Genomic DNA, 23,059 nt, shown 5'->3' with positions numbered 1-23,059 from the left:
AGGGCGGTATCTTAAATTTCTGTGTGCTTATAGGGTCTGTTTTGTGCATTTAATGTTATTGTATGCGGTCTCGTATGGATATTGACCTATAAAGAAGCTTCCCGCTATAATAGCTAGTTATTATAATATTTATGGTTTGTCAGATCAGCATGATTTAGGATTAACATGTGATTAAGGGTGTGTAATCGCCGTGACACTTCTTATCCCGTTTATCTACTCATATGTGAAGTACGACAGTTAAAGCAGTACTAACATTGCATGTTACTATAGGAGGCATGAGATGTATCAACGTGATTATCTGGTACGGCTGATTCAAGAGATGACAGCCATGATTGCCCGTACGCTGGGCTTAAAGGAACAGAAAGAAAAGGCTGAATTGTTACTGGAATGGGACGACCTGCTAGAGCGTAAGTTCCGATTGAATGGCAAGCTGACAGATACTTTGTCACCTGACGATATCATCAAGTTGTTCCATAGGCACGGTCATTTGCAGTCGGACGAGCTGCAGGCATTGGCTATCATAATGTTGGAGCGAGCCGAGCTGGAGTATGAGCTACAGCAAAGTTCGCCGTCTCATGATGGATTAGAGACTGCTGATGCGAATCATATCCAACGTCTAATGAAGGTTTATGTACTGCTTGTCGAAGCGATGCTGCATGGCAGCAATCGCAGCTTGTTGCCTGTAATGGACGTCGTGGAGAAGTTGAGCGACAAATTGGCTCCTTATCATCTGGATGCCTCTCTGCTTGAGCGGATATGGAGATGGCATGATCTGGATCAGCGTTATGCAGAGGCAGAAAATGTGCTGTATGAGTGGATGACTGGCGATGAAGCCCGCTTGTCATTGGCAGCAGCTTGGTATGAACGGTTACTGGAACTACCAGACGATGAGCTGGAAGCAGGTGGGCTACCTCGTGACGAGGTGGAGCAAGGGCTGCAGGACGTACAGACGATGATGAAAGTGGACCGCTCTAACGAGTCCGAGTATGCTGACCATACTTAACAGTCCAATAAAATTAATGAGTTCACAGTAATGTGATTGAAAGGTTGTAACATCATCATGGAACAATTACAGCAGTTAGTTCAACATATTTTACAAGAAGGAACGCTGCATTCAGCTGTGTTTAGCCAAGTGCGCCAGGCTCCGGAAGAAGGCTGTGTCAAAGCAACGATTAAGCCCATCCAACTGCGCGGCGAGGTCATGGTGCAGATCACTTATCACTTTGCTAATAAGGTGACACATGAAAATGTGACGGCAGAGCGGGCAGCAGACAAGCTGTTCAGTATGCTTGAACATAACTTCCGCCAAGCATTGCTGCGGACTACAGAGGCAGAACACCATGTGTTAATTAGCAAGAAGCACAAGGTAAACATACGGACAAAACAGACAAAGTCGGTGCAGGCTGACTTGTCTCATAATCGCAAGAAGCAATATATACTGGCAGAAGGCGTTCCGGTGCCTTTCCTGACAGAGCTTGGCATTATGAGTGATGCAGGTAAAGTACTTGCCTCTAAATACGATAAATTCAAGCAAATCAATCGGTTTCTGGAGATGGTGGCCGACATCCTGCCTCACTTACCTAGCGATCGTACGATACGTATTATTGATTTTGGCTGTGGAAAATCGTATCTGACATTTGCCCTGTATCATTATTTACATGTGATGTGTGAGCGTGATGTGATGATCAACGGACTTGATCTCAAGGAAGATGTGATTGCGCATTGTGAGGCATTGGCGCGCAGATTACAGTATGAGGGACTCCAATTCTCGGTAGGCGACATTGCTCAGTATGATGGAGCCAGCGCAGTAGATATGGTTGTTACCCTGCATGCTTGCGATACAGCTACAGACGCTGCTTTAAACAAAGCAGTTAGATGGGGAGCAAGTGTCATATTGTCTGTACCTTGCTGTCAGCATGAATTGTTCCGGCAGGTAGACACTCCGGTGTTGGAACCGCTGCTTGGCCACGGCATATTAAAGGAGCGTTTCTCAGCGCTTGCAACAGATGCAGTGCGGGCGAAGCTGCTGGATTGTGTAGGGTATCAAACACAATTGTTGGAGTTTATTGACATGGAGAATACGCCTAAAAATATTCTAATTCGTGCGGTGCGTGCGCCTGAAAGCGACGTCCAAGCGAATTGGCAGCAGTACACGGCATTCCGCGATTTTCTGCAGGCAGCTCCATATCTAGAAGGTGCACTGCATGATCTGATTGCGGAGCAAGGATTACAAGGGGTGCGCTCACCTCGTTGACTTAGCTGCAAGCTTACAGGGCTATCATGAGGAGAGCAGTGCCATTGCAAGCCGTGCCCCTGTCTTAAAGGGAATTACCGCTGTGCTTGTATGAGGAACGTAGTTGCTAAAGGAACGGAGAAGAGTATTGGGAAGTTGTGAATAACACTGTCCTTGCCATATACAAAATACACGGCAGGGTTTTTCCAGATGATCTTATCAGTCCCAGAAGCAGCCGTTCCTGGTGCACAGTCGTCACTCAGGATCGTAGACCATACAATGGAACAGGCCCGTGCCGGAAGGTGTTGGGCGTTCATACGTATCCGTAATTCGGAATCCGGCATGCTCATATGTCCGTATTGCCCGAGAGTTCCAACATAATACTTCCAAGTCGATTTCATCCTCTGGCCTACGTCGCAGGGCCTCTTCCACAATCGTTTGTACAAACAATCTGCCTCTGCCAAATCCTAATTTGCCAGGGTGCATGCCAAGACCGAGTCGTGTTACACCCTCTAACGGGAAAAACTGCGCAAATCCTTCTAGTTCATCCTCCGCCCCCAGTACAGCTGCAAATTGGCTTTCTCGAATCGCAGGATCACCAAATTCAACTTCGAGCGCTTTCATCTGCTCCCAAGACAAGAAATTATACAAATTGTATGGCGGTTCATATTGCCAACTACATATGGCCTCTGCATCGTGTTCTCTCATCGGAATGATTCGAAAGGGTTGCAAGAGCAGTCCTCCTCTCATCTATTATTTATACACACAATTGGGTATCGGTTTTACTTCATACTTATTGTGTCACGAACAATTGAGCAGTACAAGTCCATATGGAGGTAGCTTTGTCACTTGCGCAATGCGGTCGGTTACAGATTGTCACTGTTTGTAAAATGGGTTAGAATTAGGGACAAAGGTTGAAAATCCAACTTGAGCTGAACAGAGACGGTTTGGCTACTCATGTAAATTATTAGACGGATACATAAAGGATGGAAGCAGCGCCAGGAAGTCATACTGCTGCTGATTCATTGTTGTACAATAACAGAGGAACTGGGCGAATCATACCTAACCTCCATGCGTACATGGCGATAACGGCATAATAGAGGAGGAGTATATCGGATGTTTGCACGAAGCAGTCGATCATCATGGTTTGTTATTTTACTTCTTATAATAGGGATATGCCCCTTAACCATGATGCCCAAGCTAGTTGAGGCGCAAGGAATCCTATTCCCTCACACGGTTGTAACGGACACGAAGACGGTAAAGCTTAACGATACACTGGCTGTTAACACTACAGTAACAGGTGTGACTTACTCCATAACCTATGCTGATCCTACTATCGCGACAGTAGATGCTGATCTCAAGCTCCAGCAGTATGTTGTACAAGGAAACAAGCTCGGAACTACCGCAGTCGCTGTAATGTGGGCAGATCCGTCAGGGCATATTCAGGTGGAGAAGTTTGCTGTTATGGTGGTGGACCCAACACAACCATTGGCTGCCTCGACCATTAACATGAATTATTTAAGCGATTATTATTTCGCTCCGAATCAAGTAAGTAAGCTGATTGATCTTAAAGTGCTTTTTCCAAATAATTCAACGATCGATTATAAGAGAAACAATTTTGATATTCAAGATTCGAGTAAGGCGTTGGGTTTGGCTGGGTCGGAGTTTAACGGTGTAGACGCGTATTATGTCATAAAGGAACAGACGAAGTTCACGCATACGATCGTAACGATTACAGCTACGAATAGACTAGGTAATAAGGCTTCCTACTTCTTTACGGTTGCCATGAATACTGAGCCAAGTTATATAGGGCCGGGTGATGTGCGGCATATCGTAGCAGGCTCATCACAATCCATACAATTGGCGGACTTTTTTGCAGACCCCGATCAGGACAGTCTTACATATACGTTTATTGGGACAGAGAACAAAGGCATTGTGAACCCTTCCTTACAAGGTTCAGAATTGATTGTCCAAGGAGCAGCAGCTGGTGCAGACAAGATTAAAGTCAGGGCTGACGACGGCCGTGGCGGATCAACGACTGGGGAAGTAAGGGTTGAGGTTCACGCTGTAGCTGACAGCGAATACACAGGACAATATAAGGGTGTTGAAAATGTGCTGCGTATGCCGGTAACGTCAGCAGGACGTTATTGGCTGGCTCCGTTTGAGTCGTTGCTTAGTTCAGTCAAGAGTGCGCGAGAAGCACATACGGCAGCCGGTCAAGCTGACGTTACGTTTCGCATCGACAGCATTAACCAGCAGCCGATGCTGGGACCAGGGCATTACGGTTTATACTATGTGGACCCAACTTCTACTCGCTTACAGCTAATTCAGGTTGTGGAGCTGCTGGATAAACAGGTGCTAATTCAACAAATCAGTGAGATTGATCGGCTTAACGGTTCCAATGGGATTGATGTATCTGATATACGAAGATGGATCTTGCGGCCTGAAAATAATACCTTTATTCGGGCTAAGCTTGCGTTGTCACTCTTGTAGCCAATTAGATAAGTGAGCATCGCAGCTTGAGAGGAGCAAGACAGAAATTATTTAGAGATCATATACAGACAGCAAGGCATCAATAATTCCTTTTAAATTAGTCTAGCATCGACCGCTACTCGGTATCCTCCGTTGGAGCGGTCTTTTTGACATGTTCACACATTGTCAATTGTGAAGCTAGTTGTAACAGTTTAGCTCATAGAGAAGTATAAAGAAGTAAGAAACGGAGTGATTGGATGCTGCTCCCATTAATAGTTTTTTGCTTATAGACTCCATAATTGATCTGAATCTTACTTTGTATTAACAATCATATAATAGTAAATAGATAAATAGATGAACAGGTAAAGCATGAAGACAGCGGCGTACCTAAGCTCTAAGCAGCATAATACATACGTTGATATAGGAAAAATACGAGCAGGTAGAAGGCAGCATGTTGAGAGGGGGAAATGATATGTTGAAAGGAACGGCGCATACATCCATGCATGAAACGAGACCGTTTATCCTGTGGATGATAGCGGCAATTGTATTAGGAATAGGGCTATATCAGCAAGGTTTGTTCTATAACCATCGCATGCTGCCTGTTGCTGTGCTGCTCATTGGGATAGGTGTGTATCACATCATACGTAAAGGTATAGCGTCGGCCTTGGAAGATAACGTCTTCCCCTGGCCGCTATGGTTCCCGCTAGCAGCAGCGGTTTGTTACGGGATAACTTTGCTGCTGGAACCCGCCTCTGTGTACGGAAGCTGGATGCAAATAATACGATGGAGCTCTTTTGGCATATGGCTTATGCTAATCTACGGTTTTTTGACGTGCAGGCAAGCCATAAAGAAGTTTCATATTGTGCTGGTCATCATCGGAATTATAATGTCTTTTGGATCACTTTGTATGTTGTACGGCTGGCTTCCCTATAACGGTAGCGTCATGTCCAGTTCCAATGATGAACTGTCTGCGCTTGGCTTCCGTCTTGGCGGGTGGCTGCAATATCCGAATACGCTTGGAGCGCTGGCGGGTGCATATGCGCTGTACCACTTGGGACGGTTAAATGAATTATCACCTAACAAAGGAATATGGATGTTGGAATCGGTCTGTTTATTGCTGCATGCAACGGTGCTAGGTCTTACGGAATCAAGGGGAGCCTGGCTTGTCACAGCTGGTATTGTGTTTGTAGCTTGGCTTGTTTTGAAAGGTACAAGACTCCGATTTATCGGGTGGGCTGCGTGGCATGGCAGCTGGGCGATACTAGCAGTGGCCTCTACCGCATCATTATGGCTGGAGCAGAGCCAACTTATTGCGATTCCACTTGTCTTATGCCTAGTAGGAGCGGCGGTCATTCCGTACATGCTCCATGTTAAAAGCAGCAATAGGACTAGAAGAACTCATAACGGCGACCGTGAATCATTTATACAGCCGTGGCTAGCCAAGGTTATCCTAGCAGTGGTGGGAACGGCCGTGTTAGGAGCAGCATTGTATGTCATGCCGAATGAGGCTGGCGATCGCTTAACAGGTCATTATGAGACGGCTTCCGCCCGGACTTTGTTTTATAAGGATGCATGGAGGTTGTGGCAGGAGTACCCTTGGCTGGGCAGTGGGGGAGATGCCTGGAGGCAGCAGTTTTCATCTATCCAGAGCGAGCCGTATGTGGGCAAGGAAGTACATAGTAGTTTATTTGATATGCTGCTGGACATTGGCGCAATCGGTACGTTGTTGACGATGGGCCTAGCGGCTGTAGCGATATGGCAAGGCTGGCGCCGTTATCAGGCAGCGGGCATGGCTTCAGCAGCAATAGCTGCTCATAGTTTGATTGACTTTGACATGGCATACAGTTGGGTCATCTATGTATGGCTTGCGTGGCTGGCGTTAGGTTATGCAGGTGATAAGAGGTGGAGCGAGCAGGTCGAGGCAGATGAAACACAGATACAGGCAGAGCTGATGCAGAGTGATACGAAGCAGGTGCTGCGTGTTAAGCTGCGTCAGCGTCTCGCAGCGCTTGCGCTTGTCGTACCGCTGCTAGTGGTAGCGGCGGCGGGCTTAAGTCACTGCGTGGCGCAAGTATTGTACGCCACAGCAAGCGGAAAGCACACGGCCGCCAACGCGGTGACGCTCCGCGCAGCACAGCGGCTGGCGCCTGCCGATACGGCGCTGCGCATCGCAGCTGCGCGCAGCTTACCGCCGCGAGAGGCGCTTGCCCTGCTGATGGAGGGGCAGCGCTTCGAACGCGACGGCAAAGCGCTCAGCCGTGAGCTGGCGCTTACGGCTGAGCGCAGCGGCAATTCGCAGCAAGCGGCCGCCTACTGGCAGGCGGCCGTGAAGGCCGATCGCTTCGATCGCAGGCTGCAGACCGAAGCGATCGTGCGGCTCGCCGCTATGGCGCAGGCGGCCGCCGAGCGAGGACAGACATCGTTGGCGCTGACGCTGGCCGTGGATGCAGAAAGGCACTTCAGCGCTTACGATGCTGAAGTGCGCCGCATCGCGGCGATAGAGCATGTGGCAAACGGCAAGCGGTTTGCCATGACGCAAGAGGCCGAGCGTGCAGCGGCCTCTGTGTACCTGCTCACCATCCCAATTAAGTAACAGGAGAACGGGCAAATGGACCATGCGAGACAGGAGCGAGCTGCATACGTTGTACGATACGGACAGAAAGGAGCATCCGCATGAGCATCGTAAAACGTATCACTCCTCCCCTCAAGGATCCGCAGCTCAAAGGAAAAGTAGTCAGTAAAGTGACCAAAAAGCGGTTTAAGGCAAAGCAGATTCCAAACCTGTACTTTACACGCTTTACTGTACTATGGGTGCAGAACAACGGCGTTACATTTAATACAGCCGGATTTTTTGCCCGGGTTTTTTCAGGTGGGCGCTTGTTGTCTACAGCAGCTTTTGACCGTCACGGTGTCGTCCGCTTCAACAATATCGGCGTCTTGACCAACGTACCGCTTACGATTCAGGTGTTTAACAGAGTCGGTATATTGTTTCGAACACGCAATGTACCTAGAGGTGTCGAAGCATTCGCCATTATTGGCTAATTCCAAAAAAGGCCCATGCGTTTCCCTTGGGAAACACATGGGCCTTTTGGTTGCAGGTGGATTTAGTTATTTGGGCTATCCACCAAATGCATCTCGGAAGCAGGTACTTAGTTTAGTGCGATCCACCTTCCACAGTTGAGAGAGCTCCTCGCTGACTGCTTCATCCCACCAGTCGGCAAGTCGCTTGCGATTCTGGCTGTTCTCATGAATCCAGGTCAAATTACCGAATACCTTTTTTACATATAACTCCTCGCCCTGCTTTAGCAGTTCATCCGGGATATACAGTTTCATCCGCTTGATCGTACGATACAGCTCCGTGCTGCAGGAACGGCGAATTTTGCGTGCGGAAGGCAAGGAGGCTTCGTGGCGCTCTTTTGGTCTCAACAAGGTGACTCCTCTCTACACGGGCCTATGAATCAACATATGCACAGACTTTCAGCCTGTCACAACCTGAATGAATCTTCTTTTTTCAGCGGTTTCAAGAGGGTATAAGATTTAATAGGGTGACTCGTGTTAGAAAAGAATAGAAAGCATCAACAATGCTCAGATCAGTCATTTCTCTAAGTGAAATATTAGTCGACTACGATATATCCAATCATCGGCCCTTCGTTACTGGCCTCCCCATGGGAGTGGCATAAGATACGGTATATGCCTTCCTTAGCCTGAAAGGTAACGACTGTCTCTTTATTTTTATATATCGAGCCGTGTAGGTCGAGTCCTTCTATCGTGAAGTCATGTTGCTTGCCGCTTACCCCGCGGATACGCAGTTCCACTTTCTCTCCTTCATTAGCGAAGACCGTCCCAGGGCTAAACACATAAACTTCCGACTCTTTTCCATTTTCCAATACCGATTTAAACTCGCCTGTAACCATATGGAGCACTCTGGTTTGCGTTACAGCGGGCTGAGCGGCAACTGGTTCCGGTTTAACCTGTAGTGACTCATAACGCCAATAAGCCGCAGCCACCATAATAGCTGCCAACGCAATTAATCCGATCCGCCATTGTTTCTTGGATACAACCCATAACTTAGTCATATTCTAGACCTCCTCTTCCAATCTTGAGCTAGTCCATATGTATGCGGGTGGTTGTACACTAATTCCTAACTTGGAGTGATGTCCTTCCATATGCTAGAATAGAATGGTTATCATTGCAGTCGTTCCAAGTGTTATCATTAACTATGAATAAGCATGTAGGGAAGAGGGAAGGTATGGATACGATTCATCAGATTATTAACACGCTGTTTCACTGGATTCAAAGTCTGGGGGAATGGGGCATCTTTTTTGGATTGATGCTGGAAGTAATACCTAGTGAAATTGTGTTGGCCTACGGCGGGTTTCTTGTGTTTTTAGGAAAAGCGAACTTTATTATGATTGTTATATTCGGAGTTGTAGGGGGCGTGCTTGCCCAATTGGTAGTGTATTGGATCGGCAGATACGGCGGTAGACCGTTTCTGGAACGGTTTGGGAAATACATATTAATTAACAAGCACCATATCGATAAGTCGGAGGAATGGTTTAACAAGTACGGTACGGGTGTTATTTTCACAGCACGTTTTGTACCGATTGTACGTCACGCCATTTCCATTCCAGCGGGGATCACACGTATGCCTGTATGGAAGTTTACGATATTAACCACATTGGCTGTTATTCCGTGGACGTTATTGTTTGTTTACCTGGGCTTCATGCTCGGCGATAAATGGGAGCACATCGATGAGGCTGCTGCGCCGTACGTCAAGCCGATACTGTTGATTGCACTTGCGCTTCTAATCGTGTATGTTGTCATTAAATATACTATTTCGAAAAAGAAAGCGGGGCAATCCAAATGAGCAACTCTATAGCTGAATATTTGAGACAGGGCATATCACCACAAGCCTTTATGGATGGCATGACCAAGAATCAGGATGCCTTCCTATCTTGGTATAATCAGTTCGAGTGGGCAGATGAAGAGGATCGCTCGTTCTTTGAGTCGCTGCAGTTCCGTGATGATCTGCGCTGTGAGATTCTGGCAGCAGATTGGTGCGGTGACGTTGTGCGCAACGTACCAGTTGTATTCAAAGCGATGGAGGCTGCAGGCATTCCAACTGAGGTTCTGATCATGGAGCAATTTCCTGAACTAATGGATCAATATTTGACAATGGGTGGAAGATCAGTTCCAGTCGTTATTATTACGGATACTGGCGGACATGTGTTAGGCAAATGGGGGCCACGTCCTAGCGATGTGCAGGCTCATATGATTGCTTTTAAGCAGACGAATCCGGATCGCGAGGCTGCTGACTATCAGGACAACCTGAAAGTAGTTCGCCAGCAAATGATGGAGACTTACGGAGAAGGTACGGATTATCATAATCGTATCGTCCGCGAATTGAGAGAATTGCTGTCGTCGTTCTAAGCGACAACAGAGTTGGCTGCAACTAGATCGGGCATACGAGCGAACGGCGGCACCATATTGACAAGTCGAGCCTGATTCTTCGTGAAGTATTGTTCCGATTATGATACAGAAAATGGTAAGGCGGTGTTTAGCAACGATGTTTCGTATATTAAGCTTTTCTCTGGGGCCTGTTGAGACCAATGCCTACTTGCTCATTAACGAAGAGTCCAAGGAAGCGGTCGTGATTGACCCTGGTATGAATCCAGAGCCGCTTATGAAGGCACTCGATGGGCTTCAAGTGAAGGCGATTCTGTTGACACATGCGCATTTTGATCATATCGGCGGGCTAAAGGAAGTTCGTGATGCACATAGCTGCCCCGTATATATCCACGGTTCCGAAGCGGAATGGCTGCTGAAGCCTGATCTAAACGGCTCGCTTATGTGGCCGCACGTATCACCACCGATGGTCTTTGCGCCAGCTGATCACTTGCTTGAAGACGGTCAGACGCTTGATCTGATCGGATATACGTTCCAAGTGATGCATACACCAGGACACTCTCCAGGCAGCGTAAGCTTCCTGTACGGCAAGCATTTGTTTGCAGGTGATGTGTTATTCCGTACTTCTGTTGGTCGTACAGATTTACGAGATGGTGATCATGATACATTGATTCGCTCGATTCATGAGAAGTTGCTGCCATTGGGTGATGATATTACGGTGTATCCAGGTCACGGGCCTACGACGACGATAGGCTTTGAGAAGCAGTATAATCCGTTTATATAGCTGAGTGAAAGCATAGTATTTATTAACCCTCTATAGACGTCCTATGGTCAGACATGAAGATGTTTGATTCACGTATGGGATGGATGTAGAGGGTTTTTCTGTGAAAACCAAACTCGATCAGAATATTCTATTCTCGTTGTTTCAGGAGGAGTGGAAGGAATGAAGACCTTCTGGTAGGGATTTGAATTGTGGTTAAGCCATATGCCTCGGCTCCAGCAGCATAGTGATCATCACCTCGTAATTAGCGATTGTACGTTCGAACATCCACGAATTGCCGCGCTCATTTTCACGATATCGTATATCGATGAACGTATAGGGGGGATTGGTAGCTGATACAATATGCTCCAACGTTCCTGGCATCGGTGCATCTACAGGAAGTGGCTCCCTTTTATTGGGTTACTGATTCTCCGCCTGCCATAAATAAGCCGAGCACATAGCCCCTACGTTTCCACTCCGTAGGCATTAACTCTCCCATACTTTTGGGCATATTGGTAATTGAAGATTGTGCTTTGCTGATATGGCCGTTATGTCCCCATACGATGATAGTTTCTTCCGGGTATACTTCTGTTGCTAGCCATACAAGGTTGCTTGCCATGGCCCGATCACGCCATTCCATAACTTTTAACATGCCGCTATGATCACTTTTGCCGCTTAATAGGTTAGCAGTTATACTCAGTTCATTGAACTCTTGCACGACTCGAATATGGTCCTGGAGCGAACGTTCTATCAGCTTGACGATATGCGGTTCATCCGGATAAGCCAGCTTTAATGCTCGAGCCTGTGAGGCAGCCTCTTGCAGCATATTCGTGTAGACGTTGATCAACTGCTGCTTTGCTTTACGGTAACCTGCGAGATCTGTGCTTTGCCTCCATAAAAGCCGTGCAAGCAAGCAGAACTAATAAAGATAAAAGCAGCAGTATGATTGATAGTTTGTAATGAGCGTTGGGGGCTAATTTGAAAGGTTCATGTGATTTCATAGTGTTTATCTTCTATCTTTGGATCAGGTTATGTTATACCTCAAAGTATAGTAACTGAAGTTCACCATTTTCTTGATAAAAAGTGCTTTCTTGCTAAGGAAGTGATCCACTCCGCAAATAGAAAACAACCTGACACCAATAAAGAATGGGTCAGGTTGCAGTGAACACATATATAAAGACTTGGATGGCATAACATGCTCTGAATCATGGAGATAAGAAAGAGCACGATTTTAGATTTCTTTGCGGTTAATATATGAAAGTCCCGCCAGGACAAATAAAACAAAACTTCCTCCGATGACAAACAGCAGCGTTTCTAAAGAGACATTGATTCCAAATGAATCGTTCTGAGGCAGCATTGCAAGCGACGGCTGGCCCCATGGATAATAGATGCCGTACTTGGACTGAATCACCATCAAGTTCGGCAGCGTTAATATGACATTTACAGCGAGCGGAGCAGCAAAGCTTGCCCAAGCCATTGCCATTAACATTTGCAGCGCGATCAACGGCAGAGAAGCTATCCAACCGTTAAGTACACTGTTACACAGCATAATCCATGGAATCGGTTCAGCGATCCCCTTAAGCGAGCCGATCAATAGCACGGCACCCAGGAAGATGAGTTGTGTGACCCCGAGCAGCACCGCTACAATTACATATTTGGAGATGTACACACCTGAGCGGGAGACGGGCAATGATAAGAGCTGTTTCCAACCCCCGTTAGCATGCTCGTACCGACATATAAAGGCGGATAGCACACCCGATAGCAGCGGCAGGAACAACACAGCGTGTGCCATAGCCATCTGGGAGAGCAGTATTTTCCATGCGAAAGGCTGATCCACGTTTAGGCTATACATTAAGCCGAGCATGGCAGCCATCAATGGACTGAGAATCAGGATGAGTGCTAGCTTGGAACGCTTTAACTTTAATATTTCAGCATAAAGGATCCGATGCAAAGTCCGCATGTTAGTCCACATCCTTTCTGGCGAAGTGGAGCAAAGACAGCATATAAATAACGAGACCTGTACATAGGCCCGAGATGACCGAGTAAATGGGACTATGAGCTCCGTTAACGAGCAACGGCCATTTGAGCGGCATCCAGTCCGGCATGCGAGCAGCGTACATGCTGAAGATACTGACAAGGATGCCAATGGAGATCGGCAGCGCCTGATTTCGATTGGTAATGGACAGCCACGATTGCAGCGCAATGATTGGCATTGCGGCAAGCCACGGAAAATAACATTTCAACAGCAGCATTCCCCACGGGATATCCATCCCTAATCCCAACACTCCGCCAAGCAGCAACGTGCCGCCACTTAATAAAGTACAGGCCACAAAGAGCAGTAATTGGATAATTGTAAATTTGGAAGCAAACACAGTTGAGCGGGATATCGGCAGAGCCAATACTTGTTTCCACGACTGCTCCCGATGCTCAATCCCAGAAATGATGGATGCAATTAGTGTAATTCCCAGCAGCAGTGCAGGTGCCGCCAGAAACTGAACGTTAATGATCAGATTGCCCCAAGGATCATCTGCATACTTCTTCAGTAAATAATCGTAGCGGAGACCGTAATTGACGCTCTGTAAGCCAATAACGCCTATCGGTCCCAACAGTACCAGCCAACCAATCCATGTGCGTCGAAGCTTAAGCCAATCAGCAGACATTGCTTTTAGCAGCATTACGATCGCTCCTTCCCGGTGAGGGACAAGAAGATCTCTTCGAGCGACTGCCTTTGATCCACGATTCGGTATATGCTGTGGCCATTTTGAACAAGCTGCTGCACAATTAAAGCTACTTGTTCATCAGGTACGTATGTAATCGTTAGTAGATCTTCTTCCTCAGCGGCATGGATGCCCCATGTGGATATCGTATGAGCTGCTTGGCGGGGATCGGACACCGCGAGGCTGATATGGTGTTTTGCCTGTTTCTGCAGCATCTCCAGTGAATCTTGGAAAAGGATGCTGCCATGCTGAATAATACCGACTCGATTGGCCATCTGTTCAATTTCACTTAAAAGATGACTGGAGACAAGTACGGTAATGCCGTATTGGGCGGGCAGCGATTTGATCAGTTCTCGCATTTCCAAAATGCCTGCAGGATCGAGGCCATTGGTGGGCTCATCCAGGATTAGCAGCTCCGGGGACCCAAGCAGCGCAGCGGCGATTCCTAATCGCTGCCGCATGCCAAGTGAGTAGCCTTTGACCACACGCTTGGCGTCTTTTGTTAACCCAACGATGCTTAATACCTCATCAATTCGTGATACGGGCACGTCGATAATGCGACGAATGGTTTCCAAGTTCTCGCATGCGTTCAAATGTCCATAGTAAGAAGGGGATTCGACTAAAGAACCGACCTTTTTTAAGACATCGATTCGTGACTTCGGAAAAGACTTGCCAAACATGCGGATAGATCCAGAAGTTGGTCGGATAAGCCCTAATAGCATACGGATGGTAGTTGTTTTTCCAGCTCCATTTGGCCCCAAGAATCCATAAATGTCTTGTTTGTTTAACTCCAGATTAATCTGGTTAACAGCCGTTCGCGAACCATATTGCTTTGTTAATTGTGTAGTTTGAACGAAAGCATCGCTCATTGTGATCACCTCATGTTTAACCTTATCGTGCACAGGTTAAAGCGAGGCGACCTTAAGTTTAAATTCTGTTTAAAATTCAGGAGCAATCTCAATCACTGTTCCGTATTCTCCGGTTCTTACTGTAGAAACTAGGCGCATGTCCTGAAGCATGACCGTCACGATACTCATGCCAATCCCGCTTCCCTTAGTGTCTGTTGATCGCTGCATGCCGGGTCCTTTATCGGTGATCACAACTCGTGCTCGATCTGCCGAACTCAGTACCTGAATGCCAATATAACGGCCTTTGGCGGCATGGCGTACGACATTTTGGATGAGATTATCCATAATTCGCTTCATCCATTGGGGGTCAATACACCACATAATAGCGTGATCCGGCAGATCGATTTCAATATCAAACTTCTCCTGCTCCAATACGGGATACCAATTCGCGGCACTCTCACGTATGAGCCGAACGATATCAACTGGTTGTAGCTGTAGGGTGTACCGTTTGGCGGCAAGCAGCGTATAAGAGAGTAGGTTATCCACCAGATGCCCTAAGTCGTTTATTTTTGTATCCATTAGCGTAATGGACGCCATGCCTTGCGCTGACAAAGGTTCTTCTTTCAATGAATGGGCATGTGCCCTTATCGTCGTGAGCGGTGTACGAATGTCGTGAGACAAGTTAGCAATCAGCTTCTTCCGCAGATGCTCTTCCTCTTGTTCCCGTTGCCTGCTCGTTCTTAGGTCGTCAATCATGCGGTTAAATGCATGCTCCACTTGGCCGATCTCATCTTCACGTACCACTTGCAGCGTATGAGGAATGCCATTGTCGTCCGTAAAGGTCATTGCTTCTTCCAAGCGAACCAACCGATTACGTATACGCTTAAAAAATTGCCAAGATAACATCACAAATAAGATATAAATCGCGACTTGAACCAGCAGCAACCAGTTATAGTTGTACGCTTTACTGAACGTACTCCCCATTAGCTTCCTTGGCAGCTGCATGACCATAAAGCCCTTCTCCGGCTGCTTGCCGATAAAGGACACTATTGTATAAGGGTCGCGATCGTAGCTCTTCTTCATAAATGAAATACTGTCCACCGCTGTCCATAACTTAGGAAGTTGTGCTTGTACAGGCAGCATGTCACGGGTATGCCCTGACCCGTCAACCCAGAACATGCTCGCTTTCGGGTACTCGGACTTCAGCTGTGTTAGCTGCTGTGCGATCTGCTCCGGTGAGGCTTGTCCAAGACTGGCGGCAGTGTCGTGCCAATGCTTCTCCATTCGCTCGTTGCTAGCATAAGGATTAGGTTCAGTATTACCAGTGAAGGATTGTGATAGTTGCATCAGTATAGCCAATATCGGAAACACAATAATCCATAACGCTAGCGCACAAAAAATGATCAGCAGATAGCGAGCTCGAAGTGATTGGCGCCAACGCACTTGCGAGCTCATCGTTTGACCCGGTAACCGATGCCGCGGATGGTCTCGATAAGCTCAGGGCGGCTTGGGTCTATTTCAATCTTCTCTCTTAAATAACGAATATGTACCATGAGGGTCTTATCACCGTCAATGTATGGTTCTCCCCATACCCCCTCATATAGCTGCTCTTTGGTTAAGATTTGATTGGCATGACGCAGCATGTATGTAAAGATATGATGCTGCTTACCCGTTAGGATGATATCTTCGCCGTTCCGCTGATCAACCACTCGATTCTGATGCGGGTAAATATGCAGGTGCTGCAGCGAGATTAGCTCCGGTGCATTCTGTTCGTGCCTGCGAAGCAGCACTTCTATACGAGCTGCGAGCTCATCAGGATGGAAGGGCTTAGTAACATAATCATCGGCAAATTGTAGCCCTTGCAATTTATCATCTATAGCTGTTCTAGCAGAGAGCATCATGATTGGCAGCAGGGGGTGCTCCTTCTTTAGCCGCTGGCCCAACGTAAACCCGTCCAGTCCAGGCAGCATGACATCAAGCAGCACTAAGCTTTTGGAGGCAGCGGCCTCAACTAGTCCTTCTCCGGATATGCGCCATTCGACGTCGTACCCTTTTTGTTGTAGAAATCGTTCCGTCCATGAGCCGATTTCGTTGTCGTCTTCCACGATTAAGATGCGATGCATGATTCAAGACTTCCTCTCCTGAATGAAATAAGTTCATCTTCCACGCTTAGGCTCCTGATTGGCACTGGACTTATGGCGAAGCGGAGAGAATTGTCCATATGTTCCGGCTCGCCATATCCACTCCACAGGTCCCATTTGATAAAAGCGAAGCCATAACTTACTGCAAAAGGTCTGAACGATAAGGATGACAACAGCATATATCGTTCCCATCCACAAGGGGGCAGTTCCTGCGTCGTTCCATACCAATCGCAGCAATCCCATTGTGAGTAGGGTCTGCGTTAAATAATTTGTAAGCGCCATACGGCCGACGGCAGCCAAACCCTGAAAGCGATAAGATCCGAAGCGGTGAATAAGCCGAAGCAGTGTGCATACATAAAACACTGCTAGTGTTTTTCCTGTTAAATGAGTATATCCATAGTTCTGCAAGGTGTTGTATATCGGATGGGTGGCATAGTAGGCAACCATTGGGATAAACAACAGCAAGGTGAACCCGGCAGATATCCATTGCAGACGTTTGATAGCGCCTTGATATAGATGCAAACGTTCGAACCACCGTTTTTTTCCTGCATACAGACCTAATAGAAACAAGCCAAGCACTTCAAAGACCAATAATGACAAATTTTCAAGACCGTTACTGAACAAATGGTTGATCCGCATCCGCATGTCCGGCACATGGGGAAATAAACCGATAGTGTCTCCGCTAGCATCGGTGTATGACGCTGCGAGACCAAGCAACACGATAAGGAGCGCATATAGACTCAATAACGTGATGCTCCATGTCAGAATGGTCTTGGCAGAGCGTTTATAGAATAAGAGCAATAGAAAACCGAATAAGCCGTATGCATGAAGAATATCCCCTTGCCACAGCAGTACATAATGGGCAATTCCGATCAATAACAACAGCAAGAGCCGGCGTGTGAACAAACGATATACAGGAAGCGCCCTTCTCGCGGCGCTCTGCATAAATAAATAAAAGCCTAGCCCAAATAAGAACGAAAAGATCGTGTAGAACTTGGTCTGAATGAACATATCGTATAACAAGCGAATCATAGCGCCAGCCCCTGTATAAGAGGTTGCAAAACTCACGCCATTGCCTATCATATCAGGGACGTTTACGAAGAAAATACCAAAGATAGCAAAGCCGCGAATGATGTCCAGCGCATCAATCCGTTGACTCGGCTGCACCAGTTGTGACATGCAAGCACACCCCTTATATAGGCAAAAACTATTCGATCAGTCTCTTATTATACCAGAGACTATGGCTGCCGCTCAGCATTGTGGATAGTTCAGCCAAAGGATTGACATTAGTTATGGTGAAAATTATTATATTAAACAAACGTTTAATTAAACATTTGTTTAAATCATCATCATTTTAAGGAATAGGGTGTGGTAGGAGTGAAACAGACTTTTCGATTATTTTTTAAAGAGAGAACAACTTGGGTAGCCGTTTCCGCTGCAATTATTTTTCAGCTTATATTTGGTGCTGTCTGGATGACGGGATACGAAGGCGTAGCTGAACGAATGAAACAGGTGAGGCTGGCGGTAGTTGTACAGGAAGGGCAGTTAGCCAGTTTGTTGGAGAAATTATCAGACCGCTCGCCCATAGAGGTAGTTAGGTATAAGGATATTGAGACGGCCCAGTACGATCTTGACTTTCGCAAAGTCCAAATGATCGTAAATGTTCAGCAAGAATCAACCCCCTCAGGCTCATCACTGCCTCCAGAGGTCCAGCTTACTTATTATATGAATGAATCGAACCCAGCGATGGTAAAGTCCATCATGACTGCTGTAGCAACTGAATTCACAGATGCTATTAAAAAAGTCCGCTTGGTGTCTATGATTGCACAGCAAAAGAACGGCAGTAATAGTAGTATATTTGCAGACCCTGGTGTACAGTCTTCGGTGGTTACCTTGCATCCAGCAGGTGACATGCATCGGCAGATGATTCCGCTAATGTTGGTGTTGGCATCATTTGTCGGGTCTATGCTGGTGGCGATGAATTTAGAACAAACAACACAAGCGCTTAAAGGAAAAACGAGCAGATGGCATCGCTTTTTTGTTCGTGGTATCATCAATTTAATTGTTACAATTGTCGTGTCAGCCGTAGGTGCAACGATGGTTGCGTGGCTAGGTGGTCCGATTGTTGGGGGCTTCTGGATGCTTATGGGGTTTCTATCGTTGCTAATGGTAGCATTTTTGTTTATGACGCAGCTGTTCGTTCTTATTTTTGGTCTAGCAGGAATGCTGATTAATATCGTACTGCTATCTATGCAGCTGGTCACATCAGGTGCGATGCTCCCAAGGGTACTACTGTCAGAGGGGTATGCAAGTGTAAGCCAGTGGCTGCCAGCTACGTATGGGGTGGACGGAATGTTAAATATTATGTTTGGTGGAACTGGAACAACTCAGGATAGCTGGGTGCTTACCATTATGGGGATTTCGTGCTTTATTTTAGGTGCAGCTACAGCAGCAATGGAGCGGGATGTGCATCAGACGGCTACGGTGACCGTGAACAATGTGTAAGTAGTAACAAACTTGCTTCAAGAGAGTCGTATGTCTTGTAGATCGGAGTGTTGGCATTTGAGCGAGACGGAAATAGACGTGAAGTCACGTATGTTATTGGCGGCCAAGCAATTATTTGCTAAGCAGGGCTACGATGCAACTACAGTACGGCAAATAGGAGAGTCCGCCGCGGCAAATATTGCATTGGTTTCTTATCACTTTGGAGGTAAGGAACAGCTCTTTCATGCAATGATCGTCACTTTCTTTCCGATTCGACGATTACCTGAGCTGGACCAGTTTGATGGAGATCCTCTGCAAGCTCTGGATTTTATTATCAAGGAAGTGTCTGTTTATAGAGAACGGGAACCAGAGATGGTGCGTATTATCCAACATGAAATTTTACTGAACAGCCCACGTATTCACATGATTCAAGAGCATGTGATGCCGCTTTGGCAGGAACTGATGCGAACGTTAGATGAAGGTCGACAAGCTGGGATATTCCAATATGAGAGCTTGCACCGGACCACAATGTTTGTAATTAGTGTGCTGCTCTTTAACCAGCGTGGGGAGTATTGGAGACCCTTGATCCAGGCTGAAGACGAATCATCCGCTCTTAGTTGGTCTGAGGAAGCAGCAATCTTTGTCAAACGAGCATTAGGGATCACAGGAGAGAAAATATAGATAGCTGCATGACCAGACGAACTATTTTGTTGAAATGGGGGTAAATTTGTTATGACTAATAACGACCATCATGATTCTACGGAAGCAAGGGAGCATCGTGATCGACTCATGCGACTACAACATCATATGTCAGCCGCAGGCATCGATTTATTTGTCGTCACGCATAACGTGGATATTTATTATTTAACTGGATCGATGCAGACAGGGTATGTAATGGTACCGAGGGCAGGTGAACCGGTATTTCTTGTGAAGCGCAGCTTTAGTCGTGCGGAGGTGGAATCGTCCATCCGTGTAGAACGTATGGGGTCCTTTCGACAGTTGGGTGATACGATTCGTTCCTACTACAGCGCCATCATGCAACAAGGAACCCGGATCACGATGGCGACGGAGTACGATGTGCTCCCTGTCCAACAGTTCGAACGGCTGAAGGCCGTCATTCCGGATGTAGACTGGACGGATGGTTCGACGATATTCCGTGAGCTTCGAATGATCAAGTCGCCATATGAAGTGAGTCGAATTCGCATATCAGCAATTGCAGCTCATCGTGCGCTGGAACAAGCGGCTGCTCATGTGCGCGCAGGCATGACCGAACTGGAGCTTATTGCGCATATCGAGCACATATTTCGAATGCAAGGCCATATTGGCATGGTGCGCATGCGTGGCTACAACCAAGAAATCGTGACGGGGATGGTTGCCTCCGGCGAAGCGGGAGCGGAGCCCACTTATTTCGATGGCCCCGCAGGCGGCCGTGGATTAACCCCTGCTAGTCCACAAGGAGCAAGCCGCAAGGTTATCGTTCCGCATGAACCGATTTTGGTGGATATCGGATGTTGTATTGACGGTTATGTCATTGATCAGACCCGAACCCTTGTGATCGGGAAACTCGATGAAAAACTGCAATTTGCATATGAGGCTGCAGAAGCGATACTTAGGAATACGGAGCAGCGGCTAAAGCCGGGGACTATTAGTGAGACATTGTACACCGACGCTTTGGCGTTGGCCGAAACCTATAAGCTTGCCGATCACTTTATGGGATATGGTGAGGATCAGGTGAGGTTCCTCGGACATGGCATCGGTCTGGAGATTGATGAGTGGCCGGTGCTTGCGCGTGGCTTTAAGCAGCCATTAGTGCCGGGAATGATCTTAGCGATTGAACCCAAGTTTACTTTTCCCGGACTGGGCGTAGTTGGCATTGAGAATACTTACTTAATAACGGCAGATGGCTATGTGAAGCTAACCACAGCACCGGAAGGAATCATTGCCATAATCGAACGGAATGAGTGAGCGGCCGTTTTTGAATCCCAATTTGTGGAATTGTATTTAGTGTCGTAATTGCAGCTAGCAAGAATCTAGTTGTCTTATCGTTTACAGCCAGACACTTTTCTAGTACGATAGTGAAAAAGTGAAATATAGAAGTCGGCTGGGAGGCATAGACAATGATACAATTGGGAGAGAAAGTAGTCATTGTCGCCGACCGTTTCGAGCAACAATTGCCTATCGGGGAATACGGCTATATTATTGCATATGACCGCAACGCGGATAACGCATTTGATTATGTGATTCGTGTTCCGAAAGCAAGCCGCAACTTCTTTGTACCGGCAACAGATGTCGAATGCGAAGACCTGCTCTTGCAGCAGGAAGCGGATCGTGTCGAACGGGAAGCGCTCATTGATTATGCGCTCGCTACAAGAAATGAATCTTTATTTCGTCGATTGATGAATAACGGCGAAGAAGAGGTCGAGAAGGAAGAGGATGAAGGCCAAGAGCCGATGTCCGCGGAAGACTTTGTACGCAAAGTGAATTTGCGAGCTTGGATATAATGGAGTACTCATAGGAAGTGCAGACAGGACGGACGTGTAAGGAGGCGATGCTGCAATAGCGGGAATCCTGCACGTCTTTCTTTTTATGTATCATGAAAACGATGAAAAAGTTTCATAATAACACATATAGATTGGCCATTGAAGGAGAGGGGCAGCTTTGGAACTGAATCGCATCATCTATGTTGCGACATATGCCGGCAAAATATTGCTTGAGAGCGGCGGTGAAACGTATCGTGTTGAGGATACGATTGGGCGAATCTGTAATGCCTACGGAATTCGGAAGGTAGAGAGCTTTGTTGTGCCCACAGCGATTATTACGTCTGCGGTTAGTGATGAATACAAATCCAAAGCCGTAATTAAACGGATAAGGAACCGCAGCTTTAACTTGCAGAAGATCGTGCGGGTGAACGAGCTGTCGCGCAAGATTCAGTCGGAGCCGATTACGATACGTGAACTGTATGCTGAATTAAAGGCGATCGATCAAGCTAATTCCTATCCTTTATGGCTGTCGAGCTTGTTCTATTCATTTATCTCTTCCGGGTACGTCCTGTTTTTTGCAGGTTCTTTTCTGGAAATGGTTAATGCATTTATAAGTGCTTCCGTGATGAGACTGAGTATGTATATATTTGAGAAGGACAATTACAATGTAGTGTTTATACATGTCCTCGGCGGCGCGGTGGCTGCGGTAAGCACATTGCTGCTTGTCTACTTCGGAGTTGGAGTTCAATCCAATACCATTCTAATCTCTGTGCTGATGAACTTATTCCCGGGCCTTATTCTGGCAAATGCGATTCGTGACATTATGGCAGGGGACACTTTGTCAGGAGTAGCGCGAACGACAGAAGCACTGCTTATTGCGATAGCGATAGCTGCTGGTTCTGGTACGGTAGTGGCATTAAGTATGAAGTGGTTAGGAAGTGGCGCAGTATGATCATCAAAGTCCTTGCCTCTTTTTTTATAAGCATGTGCTTTGGCGGAGCGTTTCAGCTTCGATTAAAAGGCATGCTGCTTTCCGGATTGGCTGGGGGAATAAGCTGGCTAACATTTGATGTGGCCAAGCTATTGACGGGCAGTGAGTTTTTTTCGTTTTTTCTTGCCTCCTGCTCATTGAACATCTATGCCGAAGTCACGGCACGAAGAGCCAAGATGCCGGCTATATGTTTTATTGTTCCGGGGCTTGTTCCGCTTGTGCCGGGTGCGGCATTGTACGGAACGATGTATGAATTTGTGTTAGGTCACCCGCAGGAAGCATGGAATTCGGCGATATTCGCCTTTTCTACCGCGGTAAGTATATCACTTGGTTTTATTCTTACATTAGGCATTGCTCGTATGAAACGACCGTTTCGGATCACCTTTAAAAAATAGTTCTAGTATTCCCTTCTCAACATTTGTTGTTGCTTGTGACGATACAATAACAGGGGCTGTCTGTTTTAAGGTCATTTGACCTTTTGGGACAGCCTCTTTGTGTATGGTAGGCAGGACATATCGTATGCTTTC

The 23,059-nt window shown here is 46.9% G+C and carries 25 protein-coding genes; 14 read left to right on the top strand and 11 right to left on the bottom strand.

Features of this window, described 5'->3' with window-relative positions; translation table 11 throughout:
* Positions 1-280: 280 nt before the first annotated feature.
* Positions 281-1,003: a DUF6483 family protein gene (locus tag QP775_RS20130; RefSeq protein ID WP_285108711.1), complete on the top strand. Its 723-nt coding sequence runs from the start codon at positions 281-283 to the stop codon at positions 1,001-1,003.
* A gap of 57 nt (positions 1,004-1,060) precedes the next feature.
* Positions 1,061-2,254 carry a class I SAM-dependent methyltransferase gene (locus QP775_RS20125; RefSeq protein ID WP_285108710.1) on the top strand — a complete coding sequence of 398 codons (1,194 nt, stop codon included), beginning with the start codon at positions 1,061-1,063 and terminating at the stop codon, positions 2,252-2,254.
* 234 nt (positions 2,255-2,488) lie between these two features.
* Here the strand turns inward: QP775_RS20125 and QP775_RS20120 are convergent, their stop codons facing one another.
* A complete protein-coding gene (locus QP775_RS20120) occupies positions 2,489-2,941 on the bottom strand; it encodes a GNAT family N-acetyltransferase (protein ID WP_285108880.1) in 453 nt (150 codons plus the stop codon).
* Positions 2,942-3,349: 408 nt separating this feature from the next.
* Between QP775_RS20120 and QP775_RS20115 the strand changes: the two genes are divergently transcribed.
* The 3 genes from QP775_RS20115 to QP775_RS20105 all read left to right on the top strand — a co-directional run bounded on the left by QP775_RS20115 (position 3,350) and on the right by QP775_RS20105 (position 7,747).
* On the top strand, positions 3,350-4,726 hold the full coding sequence (locus tag QP775_RS20115) for an Ig-like domain-containing protein (RefSeq protein WP_285108709.1): 1,377 nt from the start codon (positions 3,350-3,352) through the stop codon (positions 4,724-4,726).
* A gap of 451 nt (positions 4,727-5,177) precedes the next feature.
* Entirely contained in the window at positions 5,178-7,298 is a 2,121-nt protein-coding gene (locus QP775_RS20110; protein WP_285108708.1) for an O-antigen ligase family protein, read from the top strand.
* 80 nt (positions 7,299-7,378) lie between these two features.
* Positions 7,379-7,747, top strand: a complete 369-nt coding sequence (locus tag QP775_RS20105) for a hypothetical protein (RefSeq protein ID WP_239331815.1) — start codon at positions 7,379-7,381, stop codon at positions 7,745-7,747.
* Positions 7,748-7,822: 75 nt separating this feature from the next.
* On the opposite strand, the gene QP775_RS20100 is transcribed toward QP775_RS20105, so the two are convergent.
* Both QP775_RS20100 and QP775_RS20095 read right to left on the bottom strand, forming a co-directional pair.
* Positions 7,823-8,134, bottom strand: coding sequence for a dehydrogenase (locus QP775_RS20100; protein WP_285108707.1), 312 nt, complete (start codon positions 8,132-8,134; stop codon positions 7,823-7,825).
* 185 nt (positions 8,135-8,319) lie between these two features.
* Complete coding sequence (locus tag QP775_RS20095) at positions 8,320-8,781, bottom strand: cupredoxin domain-containing protein (protein ID WP_239331819.1); 462 nt, start codon at positions 8,779-8,781, stop codon at positions 8,320-8,322.
* 173 nt (positions 8,782-8,954) lie between these two features.
* Here QP775_RS20095 and uptA point away from each other — a divergent pair, with 173 nt between their 5' ends.
* The 3 genes from uptA (at position 8,955) to QP775_RS20080 (ending at position 10,895) form a co-directional block, all read left to right on the top strand.
* Positions 8,955-9,572 carry an undecaprenyl phosphate transporter UptA gene (gene uptA / locus QP775_RS20090; protein WP_239331930.1) on the top strand — a complete coding sequence of 206 codons (618 nt, stop codon included), beginning with the start codon at positions 8,955-8,957 and terminating at the stop codon, positions 9,570-9,572.
* A complete protein-coding gene (locus tag QP775_RS20085; RefSeq protein ID WP_285108704.1) occupies positions 9,569-10,135 on the top strand; it encodes a thioredoxin family protein in 567 nt (188 codons plus the stop codon). The genes uptA and QP775_RS20085 overlap by 4 nt, the downstream gene beginning before the upstream one ends.
* A 136-nt stretch (positions 10,136-10,271) precedes the next feature.
* The gene (locus tag QP775_RS20080) at positions 10,272-10,895 is read left to right on the top strand and encodes an MBL fold metallo-hydrolase (protein ID WP_239331823.1); all 624 of its coding nucleotides are present in this window, start codon (positions 10,272-10,274) and stop codon (positions 10,893-10,895) included.
* Between the two features lie 192 nt (positions 10,896-11,087).
* Here QP775_RS20080 and QP775_RS20075 read toward each other — a convergent pair whose 3' ends face one another.
* The 8 genes from QP775_RS20075 to QP775_RS20040 all read right to left on the bottom strand — a co-directional run bounded on the left by QP775_RS20075 (position 11,088) and on the right by QP775_RS20040 (position 17,756).
* Complete coding sequence (locus tag QP775_RS20075) at positions 11,088-11,255, bottom strand: hypothetical protein (protein WP_285108701.1); 168 nt, start codon at positions 11,253-11,255, stop codon at positions 11,088-11,090.
* Between the two features lie 28 nt (positions 11,256-11,283).
* On the bottom strand, positions 11,284-11,784 hold the full coding sequence (locus QP775_RS20070) for an erythromycin esterase family protein (protein ID WP_285108699.1): 501 nt from the start codon (positions 11,782-11,784) through the stop codon (positions 11,284-11,286).
* Between the two features lie 318 nt (positions 11,785-12,102).
* Positions 12,103-12,831, bottom strand: coding sequence for an ABC transporter permease (locus QP775_RS20065; protein WP_285108697.1), 729 nt, complete (start codon positions 12,829-12,831; stop codon positions 12,103-12,105).
* A gap of 1 nt (position 12,832) precedes the next feature.
* Positions 12,833-13,546 carry an ABC transporter permease gene (locus tag QP775_RS20060; protein WP_285108695.1) on the bottom strand — a complete coding sequence of 238 codons (714 nt, stop codon included), beginning with the start codon at positions 13,544-13,546 and terminating at the stop codon, positions 12,833-12,835.
* A complete protein-coding gene (locus QP775_RS20055; RefSeq protein WP_285108694.1) occupies positions 13,546-14,457 on the bottom strand; it encodes an ABC transporter ATP-binding protein in 912 nt (303 codons plus the stop codon). Before QP775_RS20055 ends, QP775_RS20060 begins: the two co-directional genes overlap by 1 nt.
* 69 nt (positions 14,458-14,526) lie before the next feature.
* Positions 14,527-15,891, bottom strand: coding sequence for a HAMP domain-containing sensor histidine kinase (locus QP775_RS20050; RefSeq protein ID WP_285108692.1), 1,365 nt, complete (start codon positions 15,889-15,891; stop codon positions 14,527-14,529).
* Positions 15,888-16,559 (bottom strand): response regulator transcription factor, encoded by a 672-nt coding sequence (locus QP775_RS20045; RefSeq protein ID WP_483312034.1) that lies wholly within the window; start codon positions 16,557-16,559, stop codon positions 15,888-15,890. The genes QP775_RS20050 and QP775_RS20045 overlap by 4 nt, the downstream gene beginning before the upstream one ends.
* A gap of 33 nt (positions 16,560-16,592) precedes the next feature.
* On the bottom strand, positions 16,593-17,756 hold the full coding sequence (locus tag QP775_RS20040; RefSeq protein WP_285108690.1) for a DUF418 domain-containing protein: 1,164 nt from the start codon (positions 17,754-17,756) through the stop codon (positions 16,593-16,595).
* Between the two features lie 198 nt (positions 17,757-17,954).
* Here QP775_RS20040 and QP775_RS20035 point away from each other — a divergent pair, with 198 nt between their 5' ends.
* The 6 genes from QP775_RS20035 (at position 17,955) to QP775_RS20010 (ending at position 22,927) form a co-directional block, all read left to right on the top strand.
* Complete coding sequence (locus QP775_RS20035; RefSeq protein ID WP_285108689.1) at positions 17,955-19,082, top strand: ABC-2 transporter permease; 1,128 nt, start codon at positions 17,955-17,957, stop codon at positions 19,080-19,082.
* Positions 19,083-19,139: 57 nt separating this feature from the next.
* Positions 19,140-19,742 (top strand): TetR/AcrR family transcriptional regulator, encoded by a 603-nt coding sequence (locus QP775_RS20030; RefSeq protein WP_285108687.1) that lies wholly within the window; start codon positions 19,140-19,142, stop codon positions 19,740-19,742.
* A 51-nt stretch (positions 19,743-19,793) separates the two neighbouring features.
* Positions 19,794-21,026, top strand: a complete 1,233-nt coding sequence (locus tag QP775_RS20025) for a M24 family metallopeptidase (RefSeq protein ID WP_285108685.1) — start codon at positions 19,794-19,796, stop codon at positions 21,024-21,026.
* 152 nt (positions 21,027-21,178) lie between these two features.
* Positions 21,179-21,562, top strand: coding sequence for an ATPase (locus QP775_RS20020; protein WP_239331843.1), 384 nt, complete (start codon positions 21,179-21,181; stop codon positions 21,560-21,562).
* A gap of 157 nt (positions 21,563-21,719) precedes the next feature.
* Positions 21,720-22,493, top strand: a complete 774-nt coding sequence (locus tag QP775_RS20015; RefSeq protein WP_285108682.1) for a threonine/serine exporter family protein — start codon at positions 21,720-21,722, stop codon at positions 22,491-22,493.
* On the top strand, positions 22,490-22,927 hold the full coding sequence (locus QP775_RS20010; protein WP_239331847.1) for a threonine/serine exporter family protein: 438 nt from the start codon (positions 22,490-22,492) through the stop codon (positions 22,925-22,927). The genes QP775_RS20015 and QP775_RS20010 overlap by 4 nt, the downstream gene beginning before the upstream one ends.
* Positions 22,928-23,059 lie beyond the last annotated feature (132 nt).

Source organism: Paenibacillus sp. UMB4589-SE434, assembly GCF_030226685.1.
GTDB lineage: Bacteria > Bacillota > Bacilli > Paenibacillales > Paenibacillaceae > Paenibacillus_B.
The sequence above is the reverse complement of the archived record's forward strand: the minus strand, read 5'-3'. Positions and strand labels throughout refer to the sequence as shown.

Excerpts from the sequence above, each read along its gene's own strand:
- QP775_RS20130 (WP_285108711.1), top strand. The coding sequence starts at position 281 with ATGTATCAACGTGATTATCTGGTACGGCTGATTCAAGAGATGACAGCC.
- QP775_RS20125 (WP_285108710.1), top strand. The coding sequence starts at position 1,061 with ATGGAACAATTACAGCAGTTAGTTCAACATATTTTACAAGAAGGAACG.
- QP775_RS20120 (WP_285108880.1), bottom strand. The coding sequence starts at position 2,941 with ATGAGAGAACACGATGCAGAGGCCATATGTAGTTGGCAATATGAACCG.
- QP775_RS20115 (WP_285108709.1), top strand. The coding sequence starts at position 3,350 with ATGTTTGCACGAAGCAGTCGATCATCATGGTTTGTTATTTTACTTCTT.
- QP775_RS20110 (WP_285108708.1), top strand. The coding sequence starts at position 5,178 with ATGTTGAAAGGAACGGCGCATACATCCATGCATGAAACGAGACCGTTT.
- QP775_RS20105 (WP_239331815.1), top strand. The coding sequence starts at position 7,379 with ATGAGCATCGTAAAACGTATCACTCCTCCCCTCAAGGATCCGCAGCTC.
- QP775_RS20095 (WP_239331819.1), bottom strand. The coding sequence starts at position 8,781 with ATGACTAAGTTATGGGTTGTATCCAAGAAACAATGGCGGATCGGATTA.
- uptA (WP_239331930.1), top strand. The coding sequence starts at position 8,955 with ATGGATACGATTCATCAGATTATTAACACGCTGTTTCACTGGATTCAA.
- QP775_RS20085 (WP_285108704.1), top strand. The coding sequence starts at position 9,569 with ATGAGCAACTCTATAGCTGAATATTTGAGACAGGGCATATCACCACAA.
- QP775_RS20080 (WP_239331823.1), top strand. The coding sequence starts at position 10,272 with ATGTTTCGTATATTAAGCTTTTCTCTGGGGCCTGTTGAGACCAATGCC.
- QP775_RS20075 (WP_285108701.1), bottom strand. The coding sequence starts at position 11,255 with ATGCCAGGAACGTTGGAGCATATTGTATCAGCTACCAATCCCCCCTAT.
- QP775_RS20065 (WP_285108697.1), bottom strand. The coding sequence starts at position 12,831 with ATGCGGACTTTGCATCGGATCCTTTATGCTGAAATATTAAAGTTAAAG.
- QP775_RS20060 (WP_285108695.1), bottom strand. The coding sequence starts at position 13,546 with ATGCTGCTAAAAGCAATGTCTGCTGATTGGCTTAAGCTTCGACGCACA.
- QP775_RS20055 (WP_285108694.1), bottom strand. The coding sequence starts at position 14,457 with ATGAGCGATGCTTTCGTTCAAACTACACAATTAACAAAGCAATATGGT.
- QP775_RS20050 (WP_285108692.1), bottom strand. The coding sequence starts at position 15,891 with ATGAGCTCGCAAGTGCGTTGGCGCCAATCACTTCGAGCTCGCTATCTG.
- QP775_RS20045 (WP_483312034.1), bottom strand. The coding sequence starts at position 16,559 with ATGCATCGCATCTTAATCGTGGAAGACGACAACGAAATCGGCTCATGG.
- QP775_RS20040 (WP_285108690.1), bottom strand. The coding sequence starts at position 17,756 with ATGTCACAACTGGTGCAGCCGAGTCAACGGATTGATGCGCTGGACATC.
- QP775_RS20025 (WP_285108685.1), top strand. The coding sequence starts at position 19,794 with ATGACTAATAACGACCATCATGATTCTACGGAAGCAAGGGAGCATCGT.
- QP775_RS20020 (WP_239331843.1), top strand. The coding sequence starts at position 21,179 with ATGATACAATTGGGAGAGAAAGTAGTCATTGTCGCCGACCGTTTCGAG.
- QP775_RS20010 (WP_239331847.1), top strand. The coding sequence starts at position 22,490 with ATGATCATCAAAGTCCTTGCCTCTTTTTTTATAAGCATGTGCTTTGGC.